This is a genomic window from Formosa sejongensis (assembly GCF_033447105.1).
Classification (GTDB): domain Bacteria; phylum Bacteroidota; class Bacteroidia; order Flavobacteriales; family Flavobacteriaceae; genus Formosa.
The window spans coordinates 409,263-430,793 of the sequence record NZ_JAWQUN010000002.1; the positions used below are offsets into that span (position 1 = coordinate 409,263).

The 21,531-nt window shown below is 33.7% G+C and carries 14 protein-coding genes; 10 read left to right on the forward strand and 4 right to left on the reverse strand.

From position 1 onward, the window contains the following. Window positions 1-219: 219 nt before the first annotated feature. From R6X41_RS04145 to R6X41_RS04160, 4 genes are all read right to left on the reverse strand, one after another. Window positions 220-2,514 (reverse strand): glycoside hydrolase family 65 protein, encoded by a 2,295-nt coding sequence (locus R6X41_RS04145; RefSeq protein ID WP_318497704.1) that lies wholly within the window; start codon window positions 2,512-2,514, stop codon window positions 220-222. Between the two features lie 79 nt (window positions 2,515-2,593). Continuing rightward, window positions 2,594-3,250 (reverse strand): beta-phosphoglucomutase, encoded by a 657-nt coding sequence (gene pgmB, locus R6X41_RS04150; RefSeq protein ID WP_318497706.1) that lies wholly within the window; start codon window positions 3,248-3,250, stop codon window positions 2,594-2,596. Further along, on the reverse strand, window positions 3,247-4,629 hold the full coding sequence (locus tag R6X41_RS04155; protein ID WP_318497708.1) for an MFS transporter: 1,383 nt from the start codon (window positions 4,627-4,629) through the stop codon (window positions 3,247-3,249). Before R6X41_RS04155 ends, pgmB begins: the two co-directional genes overlap by 4 nt. A gap of 129 nt (window positions 4,630-4,758) precedes the next feature. Next, window positions 4,759-5,799: a LacI family DNA-binding transcriptional regulator gene (locus R6X41_RS04160; RefSeq protein ID WP_318497710.1), complete on the reverse strand. Its 1,041-nt coding sequence runs from the start codon at window positions 5,797-5,799 to the stop codon at window positions 4,759-4,761. Between the two features lie 231 nt (window positions 5,800-6,030). On the opposite strand from R6X41_RS04160, the gene R6X41_RS04165 reads away from it, so the two are divergent. The 10 genes from R6X41_RS04165 to R6X41_RS04210 all read left to right on the forward strand — a co-directional run bounded on the left by R6X41_RS04165 (window position 6,031) and on the right by R6X41_RS04210 (window position 20,924). Continuing rightward, window positions 6,031-8,973: a SusC/RagA family TonB-linked outer membrane protein gene (locus R6X41_RS04165; protein ID WP_318497712.1), complete on the forward strand. Its 2,943-nt coding sequence runs from the start codon at window positions 6,031-6,033 to the stop codon at window positions 8,971-8,973. A gap of 10 nt (window positions 8,974-8,983) precedes the next feature. Further along, window positions 8,984-10,561 (forward strand): RagB/SusD family nutrient uptake outer membrane protein, encoded by a 1,578-nt coding sequence (locus R6X41_RS04170; RefSeq protein WP_318497714.1) that lies wholly within the window; start codon window positions 8,984-8,986, stop codon window positions 10,559-10,561. A 17-nt stretch (window positions 10,562-10,578) separates the two neighbouring features. Further along, complete coding sequence (locus R6X41_RS04175; protein WP_318497716.1) at window positions 10,579-11,892, forward strand: SusE domain-containing protein; 1,314 nt, start codon at window positions 10,579-10,581, stop codon at window positions 11,890-11,892. 60 nt (window positions 11,893-11,952) lie between these two features. Further along, window positions 11,953-14,811: an alpha-amylase family glycosyl hydrolase gene (locus R6X41_RS04180; RefSeq protein ID WP_318497718.1), complete on the forward strand. Its 2,859-nt coding sequence runs from the start codon at window positions 11,953-11,955 to the stop codon at window positions 14,809-14,811. Window positions 14,812-14,966: 155 nt separating this feature from the next. After that, a complete protein-coding gene (locus R6X41_RS04185; protein WP_318497719.1) occupies window positions 14,967-15,977 on the forward strand; it encodes a dipeptide epimerase in 1,011 nt (336 codons plus the stop codon). Further along, complete coding sequence (locus R6X41_RS04190; RefSeq protein ID WP_318497721.1) at window positions 15,977-17,008, forward strand: aminotransferase class I/II-fold pyridoxal phosphate-dependent enzyme; 1,032 nt, start codon at window positions 15,977-15,979, stop codon at window positions 17,006-17,008. Before R6X41_RS04185 ends, R6X41_RS04190 begins: the two co-directional genes overlap by 1 nt. Window positions 17,009-17,509: 501 nt before the next feature. Continuing rightward, window positions 17,510-17,911, forward strand: a complete 402-nt coding sequence (locus R6X41_RS04195) for a hypothetical protein (RefSeq protein WP_318497723.1) — start codon at window positions 17,510-17,512, stop codon at window positions 17,909-17,911. A 103-nt stretch (window positions 17,912-18,014) separates the two neighbouring features. After that, window positions 18,015-18,398: a hypothetical protein gene (locus tag R6X41_RS04200; RefSeq protein WP_318497725.1), complete on the forward strand. Its 384-nt coding sequence runs from the start codon at window positions 18,015-18,017 to the stop codon at window positions 18,396-18,398. A gap of 67 nt (window positions 18,399-18,465) precedes the next feature. After that, window positions 18,466-19,737, forward strand: a complete 1,272-nt coding sequence (locus R6X41_RS04205; protein WP_318497727.1) for a DUF2254 domain-containing protein — start codon at window positions 18,466-18,468, stop codon at window positions 19,735-19,737. A gap of 71 nt (window positions 19,738-19,808) precedes the next feature. Next, window positions 19,809-20,924 carry a DUF2914 domain-containing protein gene (locus R6X41_RS04210; protein WP_318497729.1) on the forward strand — a complete coding sequence of 372 codons (1,116 nt, stop codon included), beginning with the start codon at window positions 19,809-19,811 and terminating at the stop codon, window positions 20,922-20,924. The last annotated feature ends 607 nt before the right edge of the window (window positions 20,925-21,531 follow it).

Below are 21,531 nucleotides of genomic sequence, written 5' to 3' on the forward strand. Positions count from 1 at the left end.
AATTACGACATGCCCTTAAAAAAAGATTTTTTATCATGACTTTGAAAGCTTAAATCACTGGTTACCATTTTTTTTTTAAACAACTAGTCAGCAACTTTTAATTTCTTGAATGGAATGTGCATTTTGATAATTATCTGATTCTAGTTGAAGGGTTGCAAAAACACCTTTTCAATAAAGAATAAAAAAACCTAACTATCAAAATGCACACTTTTTAATTTACTAATCTTCTAATTGAAGAAGTAGTTTTTTACTATTCGCGATTATTTCTAATTCGCTACCTTTTTCAAGTTTAAATTCAGCTCCTTTTTGAGTCACTTTCACTTTTACAACTTGATTTCTAAAATTCACTTTAAATGAATATCCTTCCCATTGTTGAGGAATTTTAGGCTCGAAAGACAACATATTATCTTTAATACGCATCCCTCCAAAACCTTCAACAATACTCATCCAAGTTCCTGCCATAGATGTAATATGTAAGCCTTCTTCAACTTCTTTATTATAGTCGTCTAAATCTAAACGCGATGTACGTAAATAAAATTCATAAGCTTGATCCATACGGTCTAATTTCGCAGCCTGAATACTGTGTACACATGGCGATAGTGAACTTTCGTGAACCGTAAATGGCTCGTAAAAATCGAAGTGACGCTCTAATTCTTCAGTAGTAAAATGATCTTCGAAAAAGTAGAAACCTTGTAACGTATCGGCTTGCTTAATATACGGCGAACGTAAGATGCGATCCCAAGACCATTTTTGGTTAATTGGACGCGATGCTTTGTCTAAATTAGCTACTGTAATTAATTCTTTATCTAAGAAACCATCTTGCTGTAAATAGATATTATGCTTTTCTGAGAAAGGCAAATACATATTCCCTGCGACGGCTTTCCATTGTTTTAATTCGGTTTCCGAAAGGTTTACTTTCTCTTGAATTCTATCAAAATCAGATTCAAATTCTTTAGCTACTTTTTTAATGTTTTCAATAGCATAATCAATACACCATTTTGCAATATAATTGGTATAGAAATTATTATTCACGTTATTTTCGTACTCGTTTGGACCTGTAACACCAAGAATTACATACTTGTCGTGTGCTGTAGATAATGTTGCACGTTGTTGCCAAAATCTAGCAATCCCGATTAACACTTCCAATCCTTTTTCTGGAATGTAGCTATAATCGTTTGTATAACGATAATAGTTAAAAATCGCAAAAGCAATAGCACCATTTCTATGAATTTCCTCGAACGTAATTTCCCATTCGTTATGGCATTCTTCACCATTCATAGTAACCATAGGATACAAAGCAGCTCCGTTTTTAAATCCTAATTTTTCAGCATTTTCAATTGCACGATCTAAATGATGGTAACGGTATTCTAATAAATTACGGGCAACTTCTTGATCTTTGGTTGCCATGTAAAACGGAATACAATAGGCTTCGGTATCCCAATAGGTACTTCCTCCATATTTTTCGCCTGTAAATCCTTTAGGACCTATATTTAAACGGGCATCTTTACCTAAATAGGTGTGGTTTAATTGCATGATATTAAATCGGATACCTTGCTGTGCTTTTACATCTCCGTCGATTGTAATATCTGCCATATCCCAAATTTTAGCCCAAGCCAATTCTTGCTGAACTAATAAATGTTGAAATCCTAAACTTAACGCTTTAGCTACGGCTTCTTTTGCTGCCGATACTAATTGCGACGTTTCGTGATTACGATCTACAGTATATCCTCCATATTTATGAATAGAAAATGTTTGGTTTTTTTTGACTGCTGAAGTATATTTAAAAGTAATGGTTCTATCTGTATGTGACACATCTTCCTTTACGTCTAATTTTTTCTCATTTAGGAAATATTCTGAAGCCATAAACGTACACGTTTTAAACTTCGTTTTCATAGTGAAGGCTTCAATAAACGCCATATTTCCATCTTGGGTTACGGCTGTGGTTTCCCAAAATTTGTCGTCCCAATTGGTGTCTTCATTTGTAATTCCTGAATCTAAATACGGTTCGAACGTAATTTCTGCATCGCCAGTTAAAGGCGTTACATTATAAGAAATGGCTCCAACCTCATCTAAATCGATACTTAAAAAACGTTTTGTTTCAACACGAATTTGAACTTCGTTAGGTAATGTAGCTTCAAAAGAACGCGACAACCAACCTTCTTTCATATTCAATTCACGCTTAAAATCTGATACGTGCTTACATGTAAATAAATCTAAAGGATTTCCGTTTACAAATACATTAATACCAATCCAACTTGGCGCATTTAGTACTTTTGCAAAATATTCTGGGTAGCCGTTTTTCCACCAACCTACACGTGTTTTATCTGGATAATACACACCAGCGATATAACTACCTTGAAATGTTGGTCCTGAATAGTACTCTTCAAAATTAGCACGTTGCCCCATGGCACCATTTCCAATACTAAATAAACTCTCTGACGATTTAACGCGTTCTACATCAAATCCTTCTTCAATAATCGACCAATTGTCTGGTTTAATATAATCTTGATTCATTTTATTTAAGATAATATAGAATAAGGCGATTTATATACTGAAAAGGAAAAATTCAGTTTACGTTACGCTTTTAGGTATTCTAGTTGTTAATTAATTTATTTATAAATTCTGTTGAAATTTCTGTGAAGTCGTTAAAAATATAATCGGCTTCATGTAACACGTCTTTACTTCCAATACCTATAGAAATCATATTTGCAGTATTTGCTGCTTGTACTCCAGCAACAGAATCTTCGAATACAATACAATCTTCAGGCTTAATATTTATCTCTTTTGCAGCATTTAAAAACACTTCGGGATCTGGTTTTGCTTTACTAACATCGTTCCCATCTACAATAGCGTCAAACTTTGATAAAATATGAACTTTTTCAAGTATTACTCTTGCGTTTTTACTTGCAGAACCTAGAGATACGCCTTGCCTGTTGTCTTTTAAATAATCTAAAACACGAGGCACATCTGGCAAAATTTCAGAGTCGTCCATTTTATTAATAAACTCTAAATACTCTGTATTTTTTAAAGTCATTAATTCTTGAAACTTTTCGTCGGTAACTGTTGTATTTCCCCAGTTTAATATTTTTTTAAGCGACTCAACGCGGCTTACGCCTTTAAGTTGTTCGTTTTGAGTTTCTGTAAAATCGAACCCTAAACTATTGGCAAGATTTTTCCATGCCAAAAAATGATATTTTGCGGTATCTACGATAACACCGTCTAAATCGAATATAAATCCTTTTGTTTTCATTGGTTTTCTAATTCTGGTTGATAAGATATAGCATTTTTATCTGTAATTAACAAGTTACAAAATCCCGCAATAATTAAACTAAAACCTGCTACCAACATCGCATTAATAGTGTCTGGTCCTATTAAATTAGATACAAAGTTAATACCTCCTATGGCTGCAATAATTTGCGGAATTACTATAAACATATTAAAAATTCCCATTATAACACCCATTTTTGTTGGATCGACAGCACTCGAAAGCATAGCATATGGCATAGACAAGATGCTACCCCAAGCAATTCCTACGAGAATAAATGAGTATTTTAAAAACTCTGGTGCCGGGATAAAGTACATGGATAAGAATCCTAATCCACCCATAAAAAGGGAGAACATATGTACGTACTTTCGGTTAATGCGTTTTTTAGAGGTATAGAATGCAAGAACTAAAGCAAAAGCCATAGACGACAATCCGTATACACCCATTGAAGATCCTACTAAATTTGAAGATTTCTGAAAAGCTGTATTTTCAACATCAAAAGCAGCGGCCTGTTCTGGAATTGAAAAATTATAAGCAGACTCTACAGGAGCAGGCGTATGATATACGTGTTCTGTTAATGCTGGATTAGCTAAACTCCACATGGTGAAAAATGCGAACCAACTAAAAAACTGAACGAGTCCTAGTTTTTTCATTGTAGTTGGCATATTCCCAATATTGTTTGTAATATCTGAAATAAATTGATTTTTCTTAGCTTTCTCTTTTTCGAAAGCTTCCATGTCTTCCGGTGGATATTCCGACGTTGTAAAAACAGTATATAAGATACTTACTAAAAACACAACGGCTCCTATTGCGAAGGCGACTTTTACCGACATGGGCACAACACCCATTGGAGCGGCATCACTAACGCCAAGTTTAGAAACCATCCAAGGTAAATTACTCGCTACCCATGTACCAATACCAATAATTAAAGTTTGAACCACGAAGCCGTAAGAACGTTGAGAATCTGGTAATTTATCGGCTACAAGTGCTCGAAATGGTTCCATAGATACATTAATACACGCATCTAGAATCCATAAAAAACCTGCAGCAACCCATAAAACGGGTGAATGTGGTACAATTAATAAGGCTATTGAGCTTAATACGGCACCAACAAGAAAATAAGGTTTTCTTCTACCCCAACGCGGACTCCAAGTCCGGTCGCTCATGTAACCTATTATAGGCTGTATTAATAAGCCTGTTAAAGGCGCAGCAATCCATAACAAAGGAATTGCTTCTTTGTCGGCACCTAATGTTTGAAATATTCGAGACATAAAGCCTCCTTGTAATGCAAATCCGAATTGTATTCCTAGAAATCCGAAACTCATGTTCCAAATTTCCCAGAAATTGAGGGCACGCTTTTTCATTAATAGTATATTTAAATGAATACCATTGATAAGCGAAAAACTTATCAAAACTTATTGTGAGAAGTAAAAATACAAGTTTTGATTATGGCGCTAATATACAAAAGATTTTAATTTACGCCATATTAAATTTTATTTCGTTGATTCTCTTTCTATCAACTCCGTTTCTATAACTACTGTTTTATACTGCTCTTCTTCAGACTCGCTCTCTAATTTTTCGATAAGTAACTCGGCGGAAACTATTCCTATTTTTTTTCCGTGTTGACTAACTGTTGTTAGACTTGGCATGGCATGTCGAGACAAAACACCATCTGTAAAACCAATAACTTGAAGATCGTCTGGAATGTTTTTTCCTAATTTCCGAGCAACCTTCATTGTTGTTATAGCATACAACTCATTTACTGCAAAAACACCATCAATTTTAGGGTTTTCAATAAATAAATTCATGATTTCTTTTTCTAAAACTTCAATATAATCTTCGGAAACTAACTTATCATCAACCTTTAAAATTAAATTTGATTGAGATTCTATATTATTTTCATTTAAAGCTTCTAAATAACCTTCTGTACGTAGTCGTCCAACAGTAACATAGTCTTTAGTAGTAATTATAGCTATGTTTTTACATTGATTTTCAATAAGCTTTATCACCGCTTTTTTGGCGCCTTTAATGTCGTCTACAATAACCTTGTCGCAATTAATTTCGTTTACAATTCTATCGAACATTACAATAGGCATTCCTTGATTTATAGTTTCATTAAAATGATGATAATCTTGTTGTTGTAACGTTTGTTTAGAAATCGATAAGATAAACCCATCAATACTTCCGTTAGCAAGCATTTCCATGTTAATTACTTCCTTATCGAAAGACTCGTTAGACAACCCAATAATTACGTTGTATCCCTTTTTGTTAGCGACTTCTTCAATCCCTTGAATAACCCTAGAAAAGAAGTGATGTACAATTTCTGGTATTATGATACCTATAGTTTTTGTCTTCCTATTTTGCAAACTTAAAGCAATGTTATTTGGCCTATAATGATACAGTTTCGCGAAGGCTTTGACCTTGTCTCGGGTATCTTCGCTAATCTCTTTACTGTTTCGTAAGGCTTTAGATACTGTCGCTATAGATACATCGAGTTCTTTAGCAATTTGTTTTAAGGTGACTTTCTTTTTCATAAGAAGTTTTTCTTTTTGTAAATATAGGATAATCTTGTCAATTTTCAATATTCGGCAGACTTAACCACTAAACATTGCGAAATATTAAAAAGTTATTAACACGAAAACGTTTACGTTAGGGATATCGCAAAATTAAAAATAGTTTTAACATAAAATTTACATAATTTTAATCTCGAGAAGTAAAAATATAAACAAACAAACCAAATTCAGATTTAAATTAATTCACATTGTATGAAAACAATTTTAAACAGTTTATTACTGGCACTGTTTTTTGCTCCATTTATGCTTTTGGCGCAAAATACTGTCACAGGAAACGTTTCCGATAATACATCTAATTTACCCATTCCTGGAGTAAATATTATTATCAAAGGAACATCAACTGGAACGGCTACAGATTTCGATGGAAATTTTTCGCTCACAGTTAATAGTGGAGAAGTTATTGAATTTTCCTTTATTGGGTATAAGTCACAAAACATACCTTTTACTGGACAAACAACTTTAAACATTAAACTAACAGAAGACGCTGCGCTTCTTGACGAAATCGTAGTTATTGGTTACGGTTCCGTTAAAAAGGAAGATGTAACTGGTGCTGCAGATTTAGTAACCAACAAAGACTTTAACAAAGGGCCAATTGTTTCTGCGCCTCAATTAATTCAAGGTAAAGTCTCAGGAGTTTCGGTAACCAATAGTGGTGGTGCTCCCGGTGGTGGTCAAGAAATTAGAATTCGTGGAAACAGTTCTTTATCACTAAACAGCAATCCATTAATTGTATTAGATGGAATTCCATTAGATCAAAATGGAATTGGTGGTTCTAGAAACCCGCTTAACATGGTTAGCCCTAATGACATTGAAAGCATGACCGTTTTAAAAGACGCCTCAGCAACTTCAATTTATGGTTCTCGTGCTGCAAACGGAGTAATTATAGTAACTACTAAGAAAGGTAAAAATTCAGATTTTAAATTTAATTTAAGTTCGTTAACATCTGTAGGAACTTCTATAGATCAAGTTGATGTACTAAATGCAGACGAGTTTAGATCTGTAGTCTCTACACATCCTAGAGCCGATGCTACCACTCTTAGTTTATTACAAAATTATGACACCGACTGGCAAGACGAAATTTACACGACAGCTTACGGGCAAGATCATTCCTTTAGTGCTTTAGGTGCTGCTTGGGGTGTGCCAATGAGAGCTTCAGTTTCATACACAAATAATGGTGGAATTTTAGCTAGAGATAATTTTGAAAGAACAACGGGATCTATCAGTTTAACTCCAAAATTATTTGAAGATCATTTAAAAATAGAACTTAATGCTAGAGGGAATCATACCGAAAACTTTTTCGCTAACCAAAGCGCCATCGGTTCTGCTATAAGCTATGCTCCTACAGAGCCTGTTTACGATATTAACTCGCCATACGACGGGTATTCTTCTTGGACAGAGCAAAGTGGTTTAAAACCAAGTTTAGCAGGAACAAACCCTGTTGCTTTACTAAACTTACAAAATGACGAATCTAAAGTGCAACGTTTTATTGGTAATGTTAAATTAGATTATCAATTACATTTTTTCGAAGACCTTACGGTAACCGTTAATGTTGGTTTAGACAAATCTAAAAGTGAAGGAGGAACAGTTGTATCAGACATGATGCCAACTACAGACCCAACTTGGAATGGCTCTAATAACACATATAATGACGAAACAACTAATGAGTTATTCGATGCATACTTTACGTATACAAAATCTTTTAATGATGTTAATAATATAACAGCCGTGTTAGGATATTCTTACCAATCTTTTGAATATAATAATTACAGTTATAATAGCGAACTTGAAGAAGATCAAATTGCAAATCCAGACCAAGTAATAGATTATGAATTCGTAGATAAATCTAAAAGTGTTTTATTATCGTATTTCGGAAGAGTAAATTACGATTACGACGGACGTTATTTAGTAACCGCTACACTTAGAGCAGATGCTTCTTCAAAATTAAATCCTGCAGATCGCTGGGGATATTTTCCTTCTTTGGCTTTAGCATGGAACATACATAAAGAAGGTTTCTTACAAGATACTGCTATTAATGAATTAAAATTAAGAGTAGGTTATGGTGAAGTTGGTAACGTAAATGGATTAGGCGACTACTTGTTCTTAACACGTTATACTGGAAGTCAATCTGGTGCAAACTATCAATTTGGAAATAACTTTTACACAACGTATAGACCAGACCCTGTAAATCCAGATTTACGTTGGGAAATTGGGAATACCTTAAACGTTGGTGCAGATTTTAGTTTCTTGGACCGAAGAATTTCAGGTTCTGTTAATGCATACATTAAACAAACCAAAGACCTTATCGCTTCTGCTTCTGTAGATCCGTTTACAAACTTTGGTAGCAGAATAGAAAAAAACATTGGAGACATGGAAAACAAAGGGATAGAATTTTCTTTAAATCTAATTCCTGTAAGAACCAACGACTTCGAATGGTCTATAGACTTCAATATTGCTGTTAACGATAATAAAATCACAAACCTTCCATTCGACCAAGAAACTGGAGGAATTTCTGGAGGAACAGGAAATCAAATCCAAATTCATACAGAAGGTGAAGCACCATATAGCTTTTATGTATATCAACAAGTTTATGATGCAGCAGGAAAACCTATTGAAGGTGCTTTTGTAGACAGAAATGGAGATAATGTTATAAACGACGATGATAAATACATTAACGGAGACCCTTATGCAGATGTATTATTGGGTTTAAGTACAAATTTAACGTATAAAAAATGGGACTTTTCTGCAGTTTCTAGAGGAAGTGTTGGTAATAGTGCTTATAACAACGTAGCTTCTGCAAACGCTTATTTAAATGGTGTTATTCCAACAACAAACAACTTTCTAAGCAACTTACAATCAAGCTACTTAGATAATGGATTTGTAGACCCTACAGAAGAAAACTTTAGAAGCGACATCTTTGTAACAGATGCATCTTTCTTCAAAATTGATAACATTACGTTAGGTTACACTCTAGATGATACTTTTAAAGATTCTACCATAAGAGTATATGGTTCTGTACAAAATGTATTAACCATTACAGATTACGATGGATTAGACCCTGAAATTAATGGTGGTATAGATAATAATTTCTACCCAAGACCAAGAACATTTGTATTAGGACTTAACGTTAGCTTTTAAAAATTGACATATGAAAAACATAATAAAAATATTCATTCCTATTTTAACTATCTCTTTAGTCATGGTTTCATGCCAAGACGAATTAAATCAAGATCCAATCGATCCAGATAGTTTTACAGAACAAGATGTATTTGCTAATGCAACCGAAGCAAAAGGTGCTCTAGCAAAACTATACGCAAGTTTGGCTTTAACAGGTCAAAATGGAGGCGACAATGGTGCAGCAGATATTCCCGATATTAACCAAGGGTTTTCGCAATATACGCGTATGCTATTTAATTTAAACGAAGTCACTACAGACCATGCTGTTGTAGGATGGGGAGATCCAGGATTACCAGATTTACACGGTTTATCGTGGACTTCTAGTAACGATTTCTCTGGCGCAATGTATTTAAGGTTAGCACAAGAAGTAACTTTTTGTAATTCGTTTATAACAAATGCTTCTGGTTTAGATGCAACCGAAAGTCAGTCGTTTGTTGCTGAAGCCCGTTTTTTAAGAGCTTTTGCATATTACAACTTAATGGATTTATTCGGAAATGTTCCTTTACTAACTCAAATTAGCACAGAATTACCATCACAAAGTACTAGAGCAGAATTATTTGCTTTTGTTGAAAGTGAGTTATTAGAAATTCAAGATGATTTACCTGCAAGTAGAGGCAACGAATACGGACGTGTAGACCAAGTAGCTGCATGGGCATTATTATCTAAATTATATTTAAATGCTGAAGTTTGGACTGCAGAATCAAGATATAACGATTGTATTATATACTCAGACCAAGTTATAAACTCATCTTACAGTTTAAATACTAACGATGCGAATGGAAACGGTACGGCTTACGATGAATTATTCTTAGCAGACAACAATACAAATGGAGCTCAAAACGAGTTTATTTTTACTGTTAATTTTGACGGATTATCATCCACAACTTACGGAGGTTCTTCTTTCTTAATCCATGCTGCAGTTGGTGGCTCAATGATTCCTTCAGACTACGGTATTAACGGTGGCTGGGGAGGTAACCGTGTAACTTCTGCATTGGTTAATAAATTCGAATCAAGCGATCAACGTGCTATGTGGTATACAGATGGGCAATCTTTAGAAATAGAAAACATACCTACATTTACCGAAGGATATGCTTGCGAGAAATTCAAAAACATAAATTCTGAAGGTCTAATAGGTCACGATAAAAGTGGAGAATTTACAGATCCTGACTTAGCACTTATACGTCTTCCTGAAATTTACTTAAACTACGCTGAAGCAACCTTAAGAGGTGGAAACGGTAACATGGCTACTGCAGTCTCATTAATTAACCAATTAAGAGAACGTGCTTACGGTAATGTGTCTGGAAATATTTCTGCAGTCGATTTAGATTTAAACTATATTTTAGATGAACGTTCTAGAGAGTTATACTGGGAAGGTCAGAGACGTACAGATTTAATACGTTACGATTTCTTCACTTCAGAAATCTACTTATGGCCATTTAAAGGAAACCAACCAAACGGAACTGGAGCAGATAGTTATAGAAATATATTTCCTATTCCTAGTAACACGATTTTAGTTAATCCAAACTTGGTACAAAACCCAGGATACTAATATAAAAACATTATAATATGAAAAATATAGTTTCAAAATTATTTAGTATAATGTTAGTAGCCATAACATTATATAGTTGCAGCACAGACGACGAGATTACCGTGTTAAATGCTACAGCAACAACAGACCTAATAACATCTGCAGACGACATTGTTCTGCTTAAAGAAAATGAAGAAGCTATTGCTTTAACATTAACTTGGACACAGCCAGATTACGGCTATAGTGCCATAGCAGATTACAATGTTTATTTTGATGTTGCTGGAAATAACTTCCAAAATGCAATTATAAAAGACGCTGGAAGCAAATTAGAGTACTCTCTTACAACTAAAGACTTAAATACCATTCTGCAAACGTTAGAAATTGTACCAAATACAGAAACCGTTTTAGAAGTAAAAATAGAAAGTGTTGTTGGAACAAGTACCATTGCTGCAGTTTCGAATATTAGTAATTTAACGGTTACTGGTTATGCCAATGTTTTAGATTTAGTATCTGTTTGGGGACTTGTAGGAAGTGCAACTGTTAACGGTTGGGATGGTCCTGATATGCCATTTTACAAAACAAACGTTGCTAATATTTTTAACGCTTATGTTACTTTAACTGATGGCGAATTAAAAATTAGAGCAAATAATAGCTGGGATTTAAATTATGGTGATACTGGTGACGACGGCACTTTAGAAGAAGGTGGCGATAATATTCTTGTTAAGGCTGGAACTTACAAAGTAACCTTTAATGAAGCGACATTAACTTACAAAATAGAGCCTTACACTTGGGGACTTGTTGGTAGCGCTACTCCTAATGGTTGGGATGGTCCTGATACGCCGTTAACTTACGATCCAACTTCAGACCAATGGCGTGCTATTGTACCGCTAACAACTGGAGATATGAAGTTCAGAAAAAATAATGACTGGGCATTCAATTACGGAGACGATGGAAATGACGGGGCATTAGAAGATAATGGAGCAAACATTCCTGTTACTGCCGGAAATTACCTTGTCACTTTAAACCTAAACGATTTAACCTACACTCTAGAACCTATAGAAAAATTATGGGGTATTGTAGGTAGTGCAACTCCTAATGGCTGGGATGGTCCTGATACGGTTATGAATATAGATTACACTATAGAAGGTGTATGGTATCTATACCAAATTACACTTACAGATGGGGAAATGAAATTTAGAGCCAACAACGATTGGAACATAAATTATGGAGATGATGACAATGATGGTTCCTTAGAAGATGGAGGGGGAAATATTACTGTTGAAGCAGGAGTTTACGATATTGTATTAGACTTATCAGACACCTCTAACCCAACGTATACTTTAACTAAATAACAATACATACGGGCTGTGATGTACTACATTACAGCCCGTATTGTTTTTAATTTATATCTTATGAAAAAAACGATACTCGCTTTATTACTTTTAGTTCTTGCAAGCTTTAGTTATGCTCAAGTAACCACAAGTCCTACTACGTTTAATACGACAGAAACCATAACCATTACCGTAGATATTAAAAGTACAGATACAGATTGTAATACTCTAAATAATCCAACCAAAGTCTATATGCATTCTGGTATTGGTAACGATGCCGATCCTTGGGGCTATAACGTAGTTGGAAACTGGGGACAAGATGATGGTTTTGGAGAAATGACTAATAATGGAGATGGCACCTGGAGTATTACTATGGTACCTAAAACCTATTATGGTTTAACCGATACTCAAGCAAATTCTGCTACCAAAATGGGAATGGTATTTAGAAACCCAGCAGGAAATCAAGAATTAAAAGCATCAGGATGTAATGACTTTTATATAAATGTTGGTACGTTTCAAGTGACTCTTAATTCTCCTTCAGAAAACAGCACAACTATAGTTGCTTCTGGTAGTAGTATAAATATATCAGCATCTAACACAAACGGCAATGCGAATTACACACTTAGTGCAAACGGATCTGCTTTAAACTCTAAAACAGGAGCTTCAACTTACTCGTTTACACATAGCAATATCACTACAAACCAAAACTATATTTTAACTGTAAATCAAGGATCTGAAACGCTTAGTAAATCTTTCTCCGTTTTAATTAATCCAGGAACTATGTCTCAAACCATGCCAAGCGGATTAGAAAACGGAATTAATTACAATTCTAGCGATGCTTCAAAAGCCACGTTAGTTTTAGACGCGCCTTTAAAAGATTTTGTATACGTTGCTGGAAGTTTCAATAATTGGGAACCTTCTTCTGCTTATGCAATGAAAAAAGATACAAGTTCAGGAAAATTCTGGTTAGAATTAACGGGATTAACATCTCAAAAAACAGAGACGTATCAATATTGGGTCGTAGATGAAACGCCAATCGCCAATTCACCTGTCATGGTAAAAACTGCCGATCCGTTTTCTACTTTAGTATTATCACCATTCGACGATTCAGGAATATCTTCGGAAACTTATCCTAATTTACCAGCATATCCTACAGGTCAAGAACGTGAAGTTACCGTACTTGAAACAGGTAAAAGTGATTACAATTGGAACGTGACAAACTTTGAAAAACCTAAAAAAGAAGACTTAGTAATTTATGAAGTTTTAATCCGTGATTTCGATGAAGATAGAAATATTCAAGACTTAATTGATCGTATCGATTACTTCAAAAACTTAAATATTAATGCCATTGAATTGATGCCAATCATGGAATTTGAAGGCAATGAAAGTTGGGGTTACAATACCGCTTTTCATATGGCTTTAGATAAATTTTATGGCACTGAAGATAAGATGAAAGAATTTATTGATTTGTGTCATGAAAATGGAATTGCAGTGATCTTAGATATTGCTTTAAATCACGCTTACGGAAGAAATCCTATGGTACGTATGTGGATGAAAGATGCCGATGGCGATGGTTGGGGAGACCCAAGTTCTGAAAGTCCATATTTTAATGAAGAAGCAAAACACAGCTACAATGTAGGTATGGATTTTAACCATCAGCAAGAACGCACTCAATATTATGTAGAACGCGTGGTGAATCATTGGGTAACCGAATTTAATATAGATGGATTCCGTTGGGACTTAACTAAAGGTTTTACTCAAAACTGCTCCCCTAGCGACGATACTTGCACAAATAATTACCAACAAGATCGTGTAGATGTTCTAAAAAAATATGCTGATTACTCTTGGAGTTTAGATGCTTCACATTACGTTATTTTCGAACATTTAGGTCAGGATAACGAAGAGCAACAATGGGCCAATTATAAAATTGACGAAGGCAAAGGCATCATGATGTGGGGAAAAATGACAGATCCTTACAACCAATTAACAATGGGATATGATTCTGACACTAACATTGACAGAATGGGATATAAATCTCATGGTTTTACAGGAAAGCGTTTGGTAGGTTATGCAGAAAGTCATGACGAAGAACGTTTAATGTATAAAAACGTTCAATATGGTGCGTCTTCTGGATCTTACAATGTAAAAGATCTAAATACATCCTTAAAAAGAATGGAAGCTTTAGGAGCAATTACCCTAACAATTCCTGGTCCGAAAATGGTTTGGCACTTTGGCGATTTAGGAATGGATAATTCTATTTTTACATGTACAGATGGCTCTGTTTCTGCAGACGATTCTTGTAAACTAAGCACAAAACCTCAGCCACAATGGGAAAATAATTGGTTAGGAAATGAAAACAGAAAAGCCGTATACGATACGTGGTCTAGATTAAATCTTTTAAAAGTTAATGAGGATGTTTTTGAAGGCGATTATACGATTACTTCAGGGAATTTAACACCTAGAATTCATGTTTGGAACTCGACTTTAGCTTCAACAGAATTAAGCGAAGTGGTTATTATTTCAAATTTTGAAACCACTACTCAAACCGTGGATCCTAATTTCCCGAGCAACGGAACTTGGTACGACTTAATGGACGAATCAGGAAACACTTCTATTTCGGCAACAAACGCGATTACATTACAACCTGGAACATTTAAAATCTACGGAAATAATGTACCACAAAGTTTAAGTGTTAACGATGCTGCTTTAGCTAAGCCTTTTGCTATTTTCCCAAATCCTACACAAAACAGCTTTAAAATTAATGCTGCAGTTACAAGCGTTAGCATTTTCGATATTACAGGAAAAGAAGTAAAACAATATAAAGGAAACTTTAATTCAGACTCCTCTTTTAATGTTTCGAATCTTAAATCTGGATTATATATTATTAGAATAATCAATTCAGAAGGACAACAAAACACTTCGAAACTTATGAAAATTTAAACCCTAACATTTCACTTTTAATCAGCGCCTTACAAAAGTTATTTGTAAGGCGCTTTTTTGTATTTAATACGTAAGTGAATTCAATTAATATAAGCTATCATTTAGAGACTATAAAACAGATTATTCCGTATTTTTGAACAACAATTTCTTAGTGTATGAAACTTATTTTAAAAGACTATATTCTTGAATTAAAACACACGTTTACAATTTCTAGAGAATCTATAGATGTACAACCTAGTTTAATAGTTATTTTAGAAGACAACGGTTTTTCGGGTTATGGTGAAGCAACTTCTAACCCATATTACAATATTACCGTTCCAATAATGACAAGCGAATTACTGAAGCTTAAACCTATTATTGAAGCGACAACCAATGAAACACCTGAAGCGTTCTATGCCAAGATGTATCCGCTTTTAAAACACAATATGTTTGCACTTTGCGCATTAGACCTTGCTTTTAACGACTTATACGCAAGAAAACAGCATAAAAAACTATACGAACTTTGGGGATACGACATCTCAAATAACCCGATAACAGATTACACGATTGGAATAGATACCGTTGAAAAAATGGTAGTCAAAATGAAAGAACTCCCATGGCCTATTTATAAAATTAAATTAGGCACGAACGAAGATATTAAAATAGTTACCGAATTACGAAAACACACAAATGCCATTTTCAGGATTGATGCTAATTGCGGTTGGAACGTAGATGAAACTCTAAAAAATGCCATTGCTTTGAAAACTCTAGGTGTCGAATTTCTAGAACAACCTTTAAAAGCCGATAATTGGGACGGACATAAAAAACTGTTTCAAGACTCTGCGTTACCAATAATAGCAGACGAAAGTTGCCAAGTCAGTGAAGATATCGCGAAGTGCCATAACCATTTTCATGGTGTAAATGTTAAACTTGTAAAATGTGGCGGCTTAACACCTGCACGCAATATGCTTATAGAAGCAAGACAATTAGGCATGAAAACGATGGTAGGTTGTATGACGGAATCTTCTGTTGGTATTTCGGCAGTTGCTCACCTTTTACCTCTACTAGATTATGTAGATATGGATGGTGCGATGCTATTAGCGAAAGATATTGCTACAGGAATAACCATTAAAGATGGTGTGACACATTATAGCGATTTAAATGGCACTGGAGTAGCTTTACTTTAATGGAAGTTATTAAGGCACCTAATGCAAAACTATTTTTAAAAACTAAAAGTATGTCCTATTTTGGAAGTACTTCTTATTTAGGATTAGCAACACTACCTGCTTTTCAAGATGCAGTTATAAATGGTATAAAAAAATGGGGAACGGCTTACGGAAGTTCTCGTCATGCAAACGTAAAATTATCCATTTTTAATGATGCCGAGATGCTTTTATCGTCACAATTAAAAACGGAAGCCTGTGTTACAGTCTCTTCAGGAATGTTAGCAGGAAAGCTGACAATAGATTTTTTAGCACAGTCGAATTCTAAATTTTATCATTATCCAAATACACATCCTGCCATTTTAGCACCGAACAGCTTACCCCTATTTATAAACACTAAATTACATCCAACATTACTAACAGATACTATTGAAAATATTGTTATTTCTGTAGATGCCATTCCAACAGCAAGTGTAACTGTGGTAAATTTCAGTTTTCTTAAAAGCATACCAAAACAAAAAAATATCACACTCCTTGTAGACGAATCGCACAGTATTGGTATTACTGGAGAATCTGGAATGGGTATTTTTAGCAGCATTCCAAAATCACTTATTGCTAAAAAAATAATGGTTGCTTCATTGGGGAAAGCAATGGGTTTACCAGGTGGTATTATCGCAGGAAATGCATCCTTTATTAACGCAATAAAAGAAACGACTATCTTTACAACAGCCTCTGGAATGAGTCCAGCTTATCTGGAAGCGTATTTACAATCTCAAGCTATTTACAAAGAACAAAAGGACAAACTTAAAAATAATCTGCTCTATTTTTTTGAGGATTTAAACCTTGATGAGACTTTCCTTTTCAATCCTAATTATCCTAATATCTATAATTTAAAACCTGGTTTTTACAACTATTTATTGAATAAAAATATAGCAATTACACATTTTAAGTATCCGACACCTAATGATGTTTTAAGCAGAATTATGCTTTCTGCAAATCATTCAAAGATAGATTTAGACCTATTAAAAAAGCTATTAATCAACCCTTTAACATAAATAAAAAGTTGAGAACCCACTTACTTTTAGTTTACAATGTGTAATCTAAAATAATGTCTGTGACTATTTTTTATAATTCAGCATCAATAGCTTCCTAACGATTGGTCTCTTTTTCAAAAAAGATATACCGATGTTAACTTTATAGAATTACTTGTACTTAAGGAGGTACTTTTTCTATATAAGTTGAATTTTGTTTTTTTGAATGGCCTATAGAAAATTTATCGTAAAATTTGAAGAGAAAGTATCGTAAAATTTAAAGCTGTTTGAGCTAAACGAATGTAACTACTTATCTGAATTTCAGTTGCGAATTCTTTAAATTTAGATTGTGAACGAAAAATTTAGATAAAAGTTCGTAAGCCTAGATTTTTTTGGCTTGGTTTATTCAGAGCGAAGTCGAAGAATCTTTTTATCAATGAAAAAAATGAGCATTTAATAATATTTAAGACACGATTGATTCAGCATCTGTAAAATTTGTAAATTGCACAAAAAATAACAACTTTTATGAAACAAATACTTATTTTACTTGTAGCCGTGATCTGTTTTTCATGTAATTCAGATGATGATGGAAATGTTAATTATTCATTTAACCCACCGTCATGGATTCAAGGATCTTGGTATACTGCCGAATTGAGTATAGAAGGTGTAAAATTCACTTCAGATGATTTTTGTACGATTACCAATGCAAATCAAACATGTTATAAAGCGTTAATTGCACAAGCTGATGACACTATAACTGTAGACAACCAACAAAGTACAGATAACGATTATACCTTTGTAGTAGTATACTTAGGGGAACCTGGTGTAGAAAAAGATAAATACTTCTATTTTAGAAAACTATCGGAAACACAGATAGCTTCTGTTGGAGAAGATGGGGAAACACTAGACATCTATACTAAACATTAAACAAACTCGATATTATAAATAATAAAAGCTTCAGACAATCTCTGAAGCTTTTATTGTTTTAGATTAAAAACTATAAAGTTGTAAATTGCAAAAAAACACTGCCATGAAAAAATTTATTCTATTAATCGTTATTACCACCTTTTTCGCCTGTGACTCTTCAGACGACAGTCAAGAACAGGTATTTAACCCACCAAACTGGATTCAAGGTACTTGGGACGCAGATAATGCCGACGAAGCGAATGTAAAGTTCACAACAGATAACTTCTGTACAATTATTCTAAATGTAGAAGCTTGTCTTGCCTCTGCAATTGAAGGATCTTATGGGACAATCAGGATCGAAAATGAAGTCGTTACAGATACTGATTACAAATTTACAATTAACAGAACAACTGGAAGCACTAATTTTCATTACAGAAAAAAAACAGACAGTACAATGGTATTTGTGCTTTTAAGCAATATTGAAACTGTAGTTTTCAATAAAAAATAATTGTATATTAATGAATACAAAAATGACCACCCTTTAAAACAAATATTCTATAAAAAAGTATTCACTGATGAAAAAGTCTTTATTAATTTACCTCATTAGACTTCGTGAGCAGTTATGGTTTAGACCGCTAATTTTTTGTTTTATTTCGATTATTGGCGCTCTTTTGGCACATCTTGCAGATGGCACGGGGTTAAAAGAATTTGTTCCAAACATAAAAACCGAGTCTGTTACTGGTTTATTAACCACTATTTCGTCTAGTATGTTAGTCATTGCTATTTTTGCGGTGTCTTCTATGATATCGGCATTTAGTGCCGCGAGCAGTACGGCTACGCCAAGATCTTTTAAAATTGTGGTAACAGATGATGCGTCTAAGAATGCATTATCCATGTTTATTGGTGCATTTATTTTTAGTATTGTAGCCACAATTGCCTTACAAAATGGGTATTACGCCGTTGCAGGCAGATTTGTACTTTTTGTTTTAACCTTGTTATTTTTCACTTTAGTAATTCTAACTTTTTTACGCTGGGTAGATAGAATTTCGAGATTAGGACGATTAGAACACACTATACGTCAAGTTGAAAATGTAGCTCATAAATCTTTAGAAAAATATATTAAATATCCGCTTTTAAAAGGTATTCCCATTTCTAATACAATTAATAAAGACGTCTTTATTTCTCCCACCAAAATTGGTTATATCCAATATATCGATATGCAATCTTTACAAGAACTTGCCGAAGAGTCACACATTACTATACAATTAAATGCGTTAGCAGGAAAGTATGTATATTCCGGATTTCCGTTGGTTTATTTGTCCACACTACAAGGTTTAGACACAAAAAAGATATCAGAAAAAATTAATGATGCCATTCATATTGGTAGCAACCGCCTTTTTGATGAAGACCCCCGTTTTGGATTAATTGCATTATCAGAAATTGCGAGTCGTGCACTATCTCCTGGGATAAACGATCCTGGAACTGCTATCCAAATTATAGGAAGTCAAGTGCGCTTATTTTTCTTATGGAATAACCAGGAGACTAACGAAGAAGACAATTCAAAATGTTATGACCGTATTGAAGTACCAGAATTACGCATTTCACAATTCTTTGAAAGTGCATTTAGACCCATTTCTAGAGACGGTGCTAACAATATCGAAGTTATGCTTCGGTTGCAAAAAGCATACTCATCTTTAGCAACCCTAAGTCATTCTGAAATACAAAGTGAATCAAAATTAAATTCTGAAACGGCTTTTAATCGCGCAAAACAAAAGCTTTCATTTGAAGATGATCTTGAGCTCCTAAAGCAAAAATCTCTATTTTATAAAATCAGTAAAGACCAATAATGATAAAAAATAAAAAGAGAAAAAGTCTTGCCTTATTTTTCGATTATATTTGCGTCTTCCTTAGGTAAAACTTGAAACACAGCTTAGTTATGTTTAGAGATAGTGGTCTACATAAATTTATTCGAAAACATCAAAAATATGCGCCAATTTTATTCTTTATTGGTGGGTTTATATTCGATACGCTTACACTTGGTCGCATAGACAGAGTTTATGATTTAACCATACTTTGCTTACATATGACATCATTAAGCATCACATTATATTTATATAATTTAGCTGATGACGGCAAATGGAAAAACACGTTTCTAGAACGCTTTGAAGACTACTTTCCACTGGCCATTCAGTTCTTTTTCGGAGGACTTTCTAGCGCTTATGTGGTGTACTTTTCTAGAAGTGTGTCCTTATCTAAAACCGCATCATTTTTCATTATATTAGTCACTTTACTATTCGCTAACGAATTCCTTAAAAAACGAATTTCAAATAAATATTTACAGTTTAGTATTTATTATTTTATAAGTTTTACCTTTTTCACATTCATGATTCCTGTATTTATTAGAGACATGAATCCCACAATTTTTCTAATTTCCGGAGCGGTAAGTTTAGCATGTACCTTAACATTAATTACTATTATTTATATTAAAAGTCCGAGTACACGTGCAGAAATTCATTTAGGAAAATTAACAAGTATTATCCTTTCTATTTACCTTACAATTAATGTGTTTTATTATTTTAAACTCATCCCCCCAGTGCCTTTGGCCTTACAAACAGGTATCGTAGCTTATGATATTAAAGTAGATAATAATAAATATATAGTGACTTACGAACAAAAAAGAGAGTTTATATTTTGGAGAGATTATCACTCAGTATTTATCAGGAACGCCAACGAACCAGTCTATATTTTCTCTTCAATCTTTGCCCCTACGGAATTAAAAAAATCGGTTATTCACAGATGGGAATGGTATAATACTACTTTAGACGAATGGATGATTGCCGACAATATTAGCTTTAATATTACAGGAGGACGCAATGATGGCTACCGTGGATATAGTTATAAAAATAACGTGAAAGCTGGGCTTTGGAGAGTTGAAGTTTTAACAGAAGAAGAATTAGTTTTAGGTGTAATCGACTTTGAAATCATAGAAGATCCTTCAAAAAAACCGAAACAATTGGTTGAAAAAGAGTTTTAAAAATCAGTCAAAGTATACTTAGTGAAACTATTATTTTTTCTAAATTTTTCTTTTTCCTATTTATTACAATTCAAATAAACCCTAACGCCAATATCCTTAAACTACTTAAAAACAAAAGCCAACGCAGTTGTTTTTCAAATAATAGTACATTAAAAACTACTCCTGCATGTGTTTTATTTGCATTTTAGGATCTGTTCTAAATCCTTGATAAAAAGTAACGATTTAAACATCTAGAAAAGATACTATTACGGGTTCCTTTTTAAAAACAAAATTATGGCGTTTTAGTGTTATTCCTTTATCGTTAAGATGCATTTCCTATAATGATAATCTTGAAACAAAAATAAGAACAAAAACACCAATTCCAGATATCATTAATTTTAAGCCAACATCTTTCTTTAGCCCAAATCGATCCCATAAAACAAGCTAAAAATAACAGCAGCAACGAGCACCAATAAAATAATTAAATCGGACATTTTTTATTTTACAGAGTAGTCTTTTTGGTTACTCAATTTAGGCATACAATCAATTTAAAATAATCAGTATTAAATAATCCTTAGTACCTAATTACTTATTTATTCCAATATCAAGATAAAGGTGTTTAAATTGT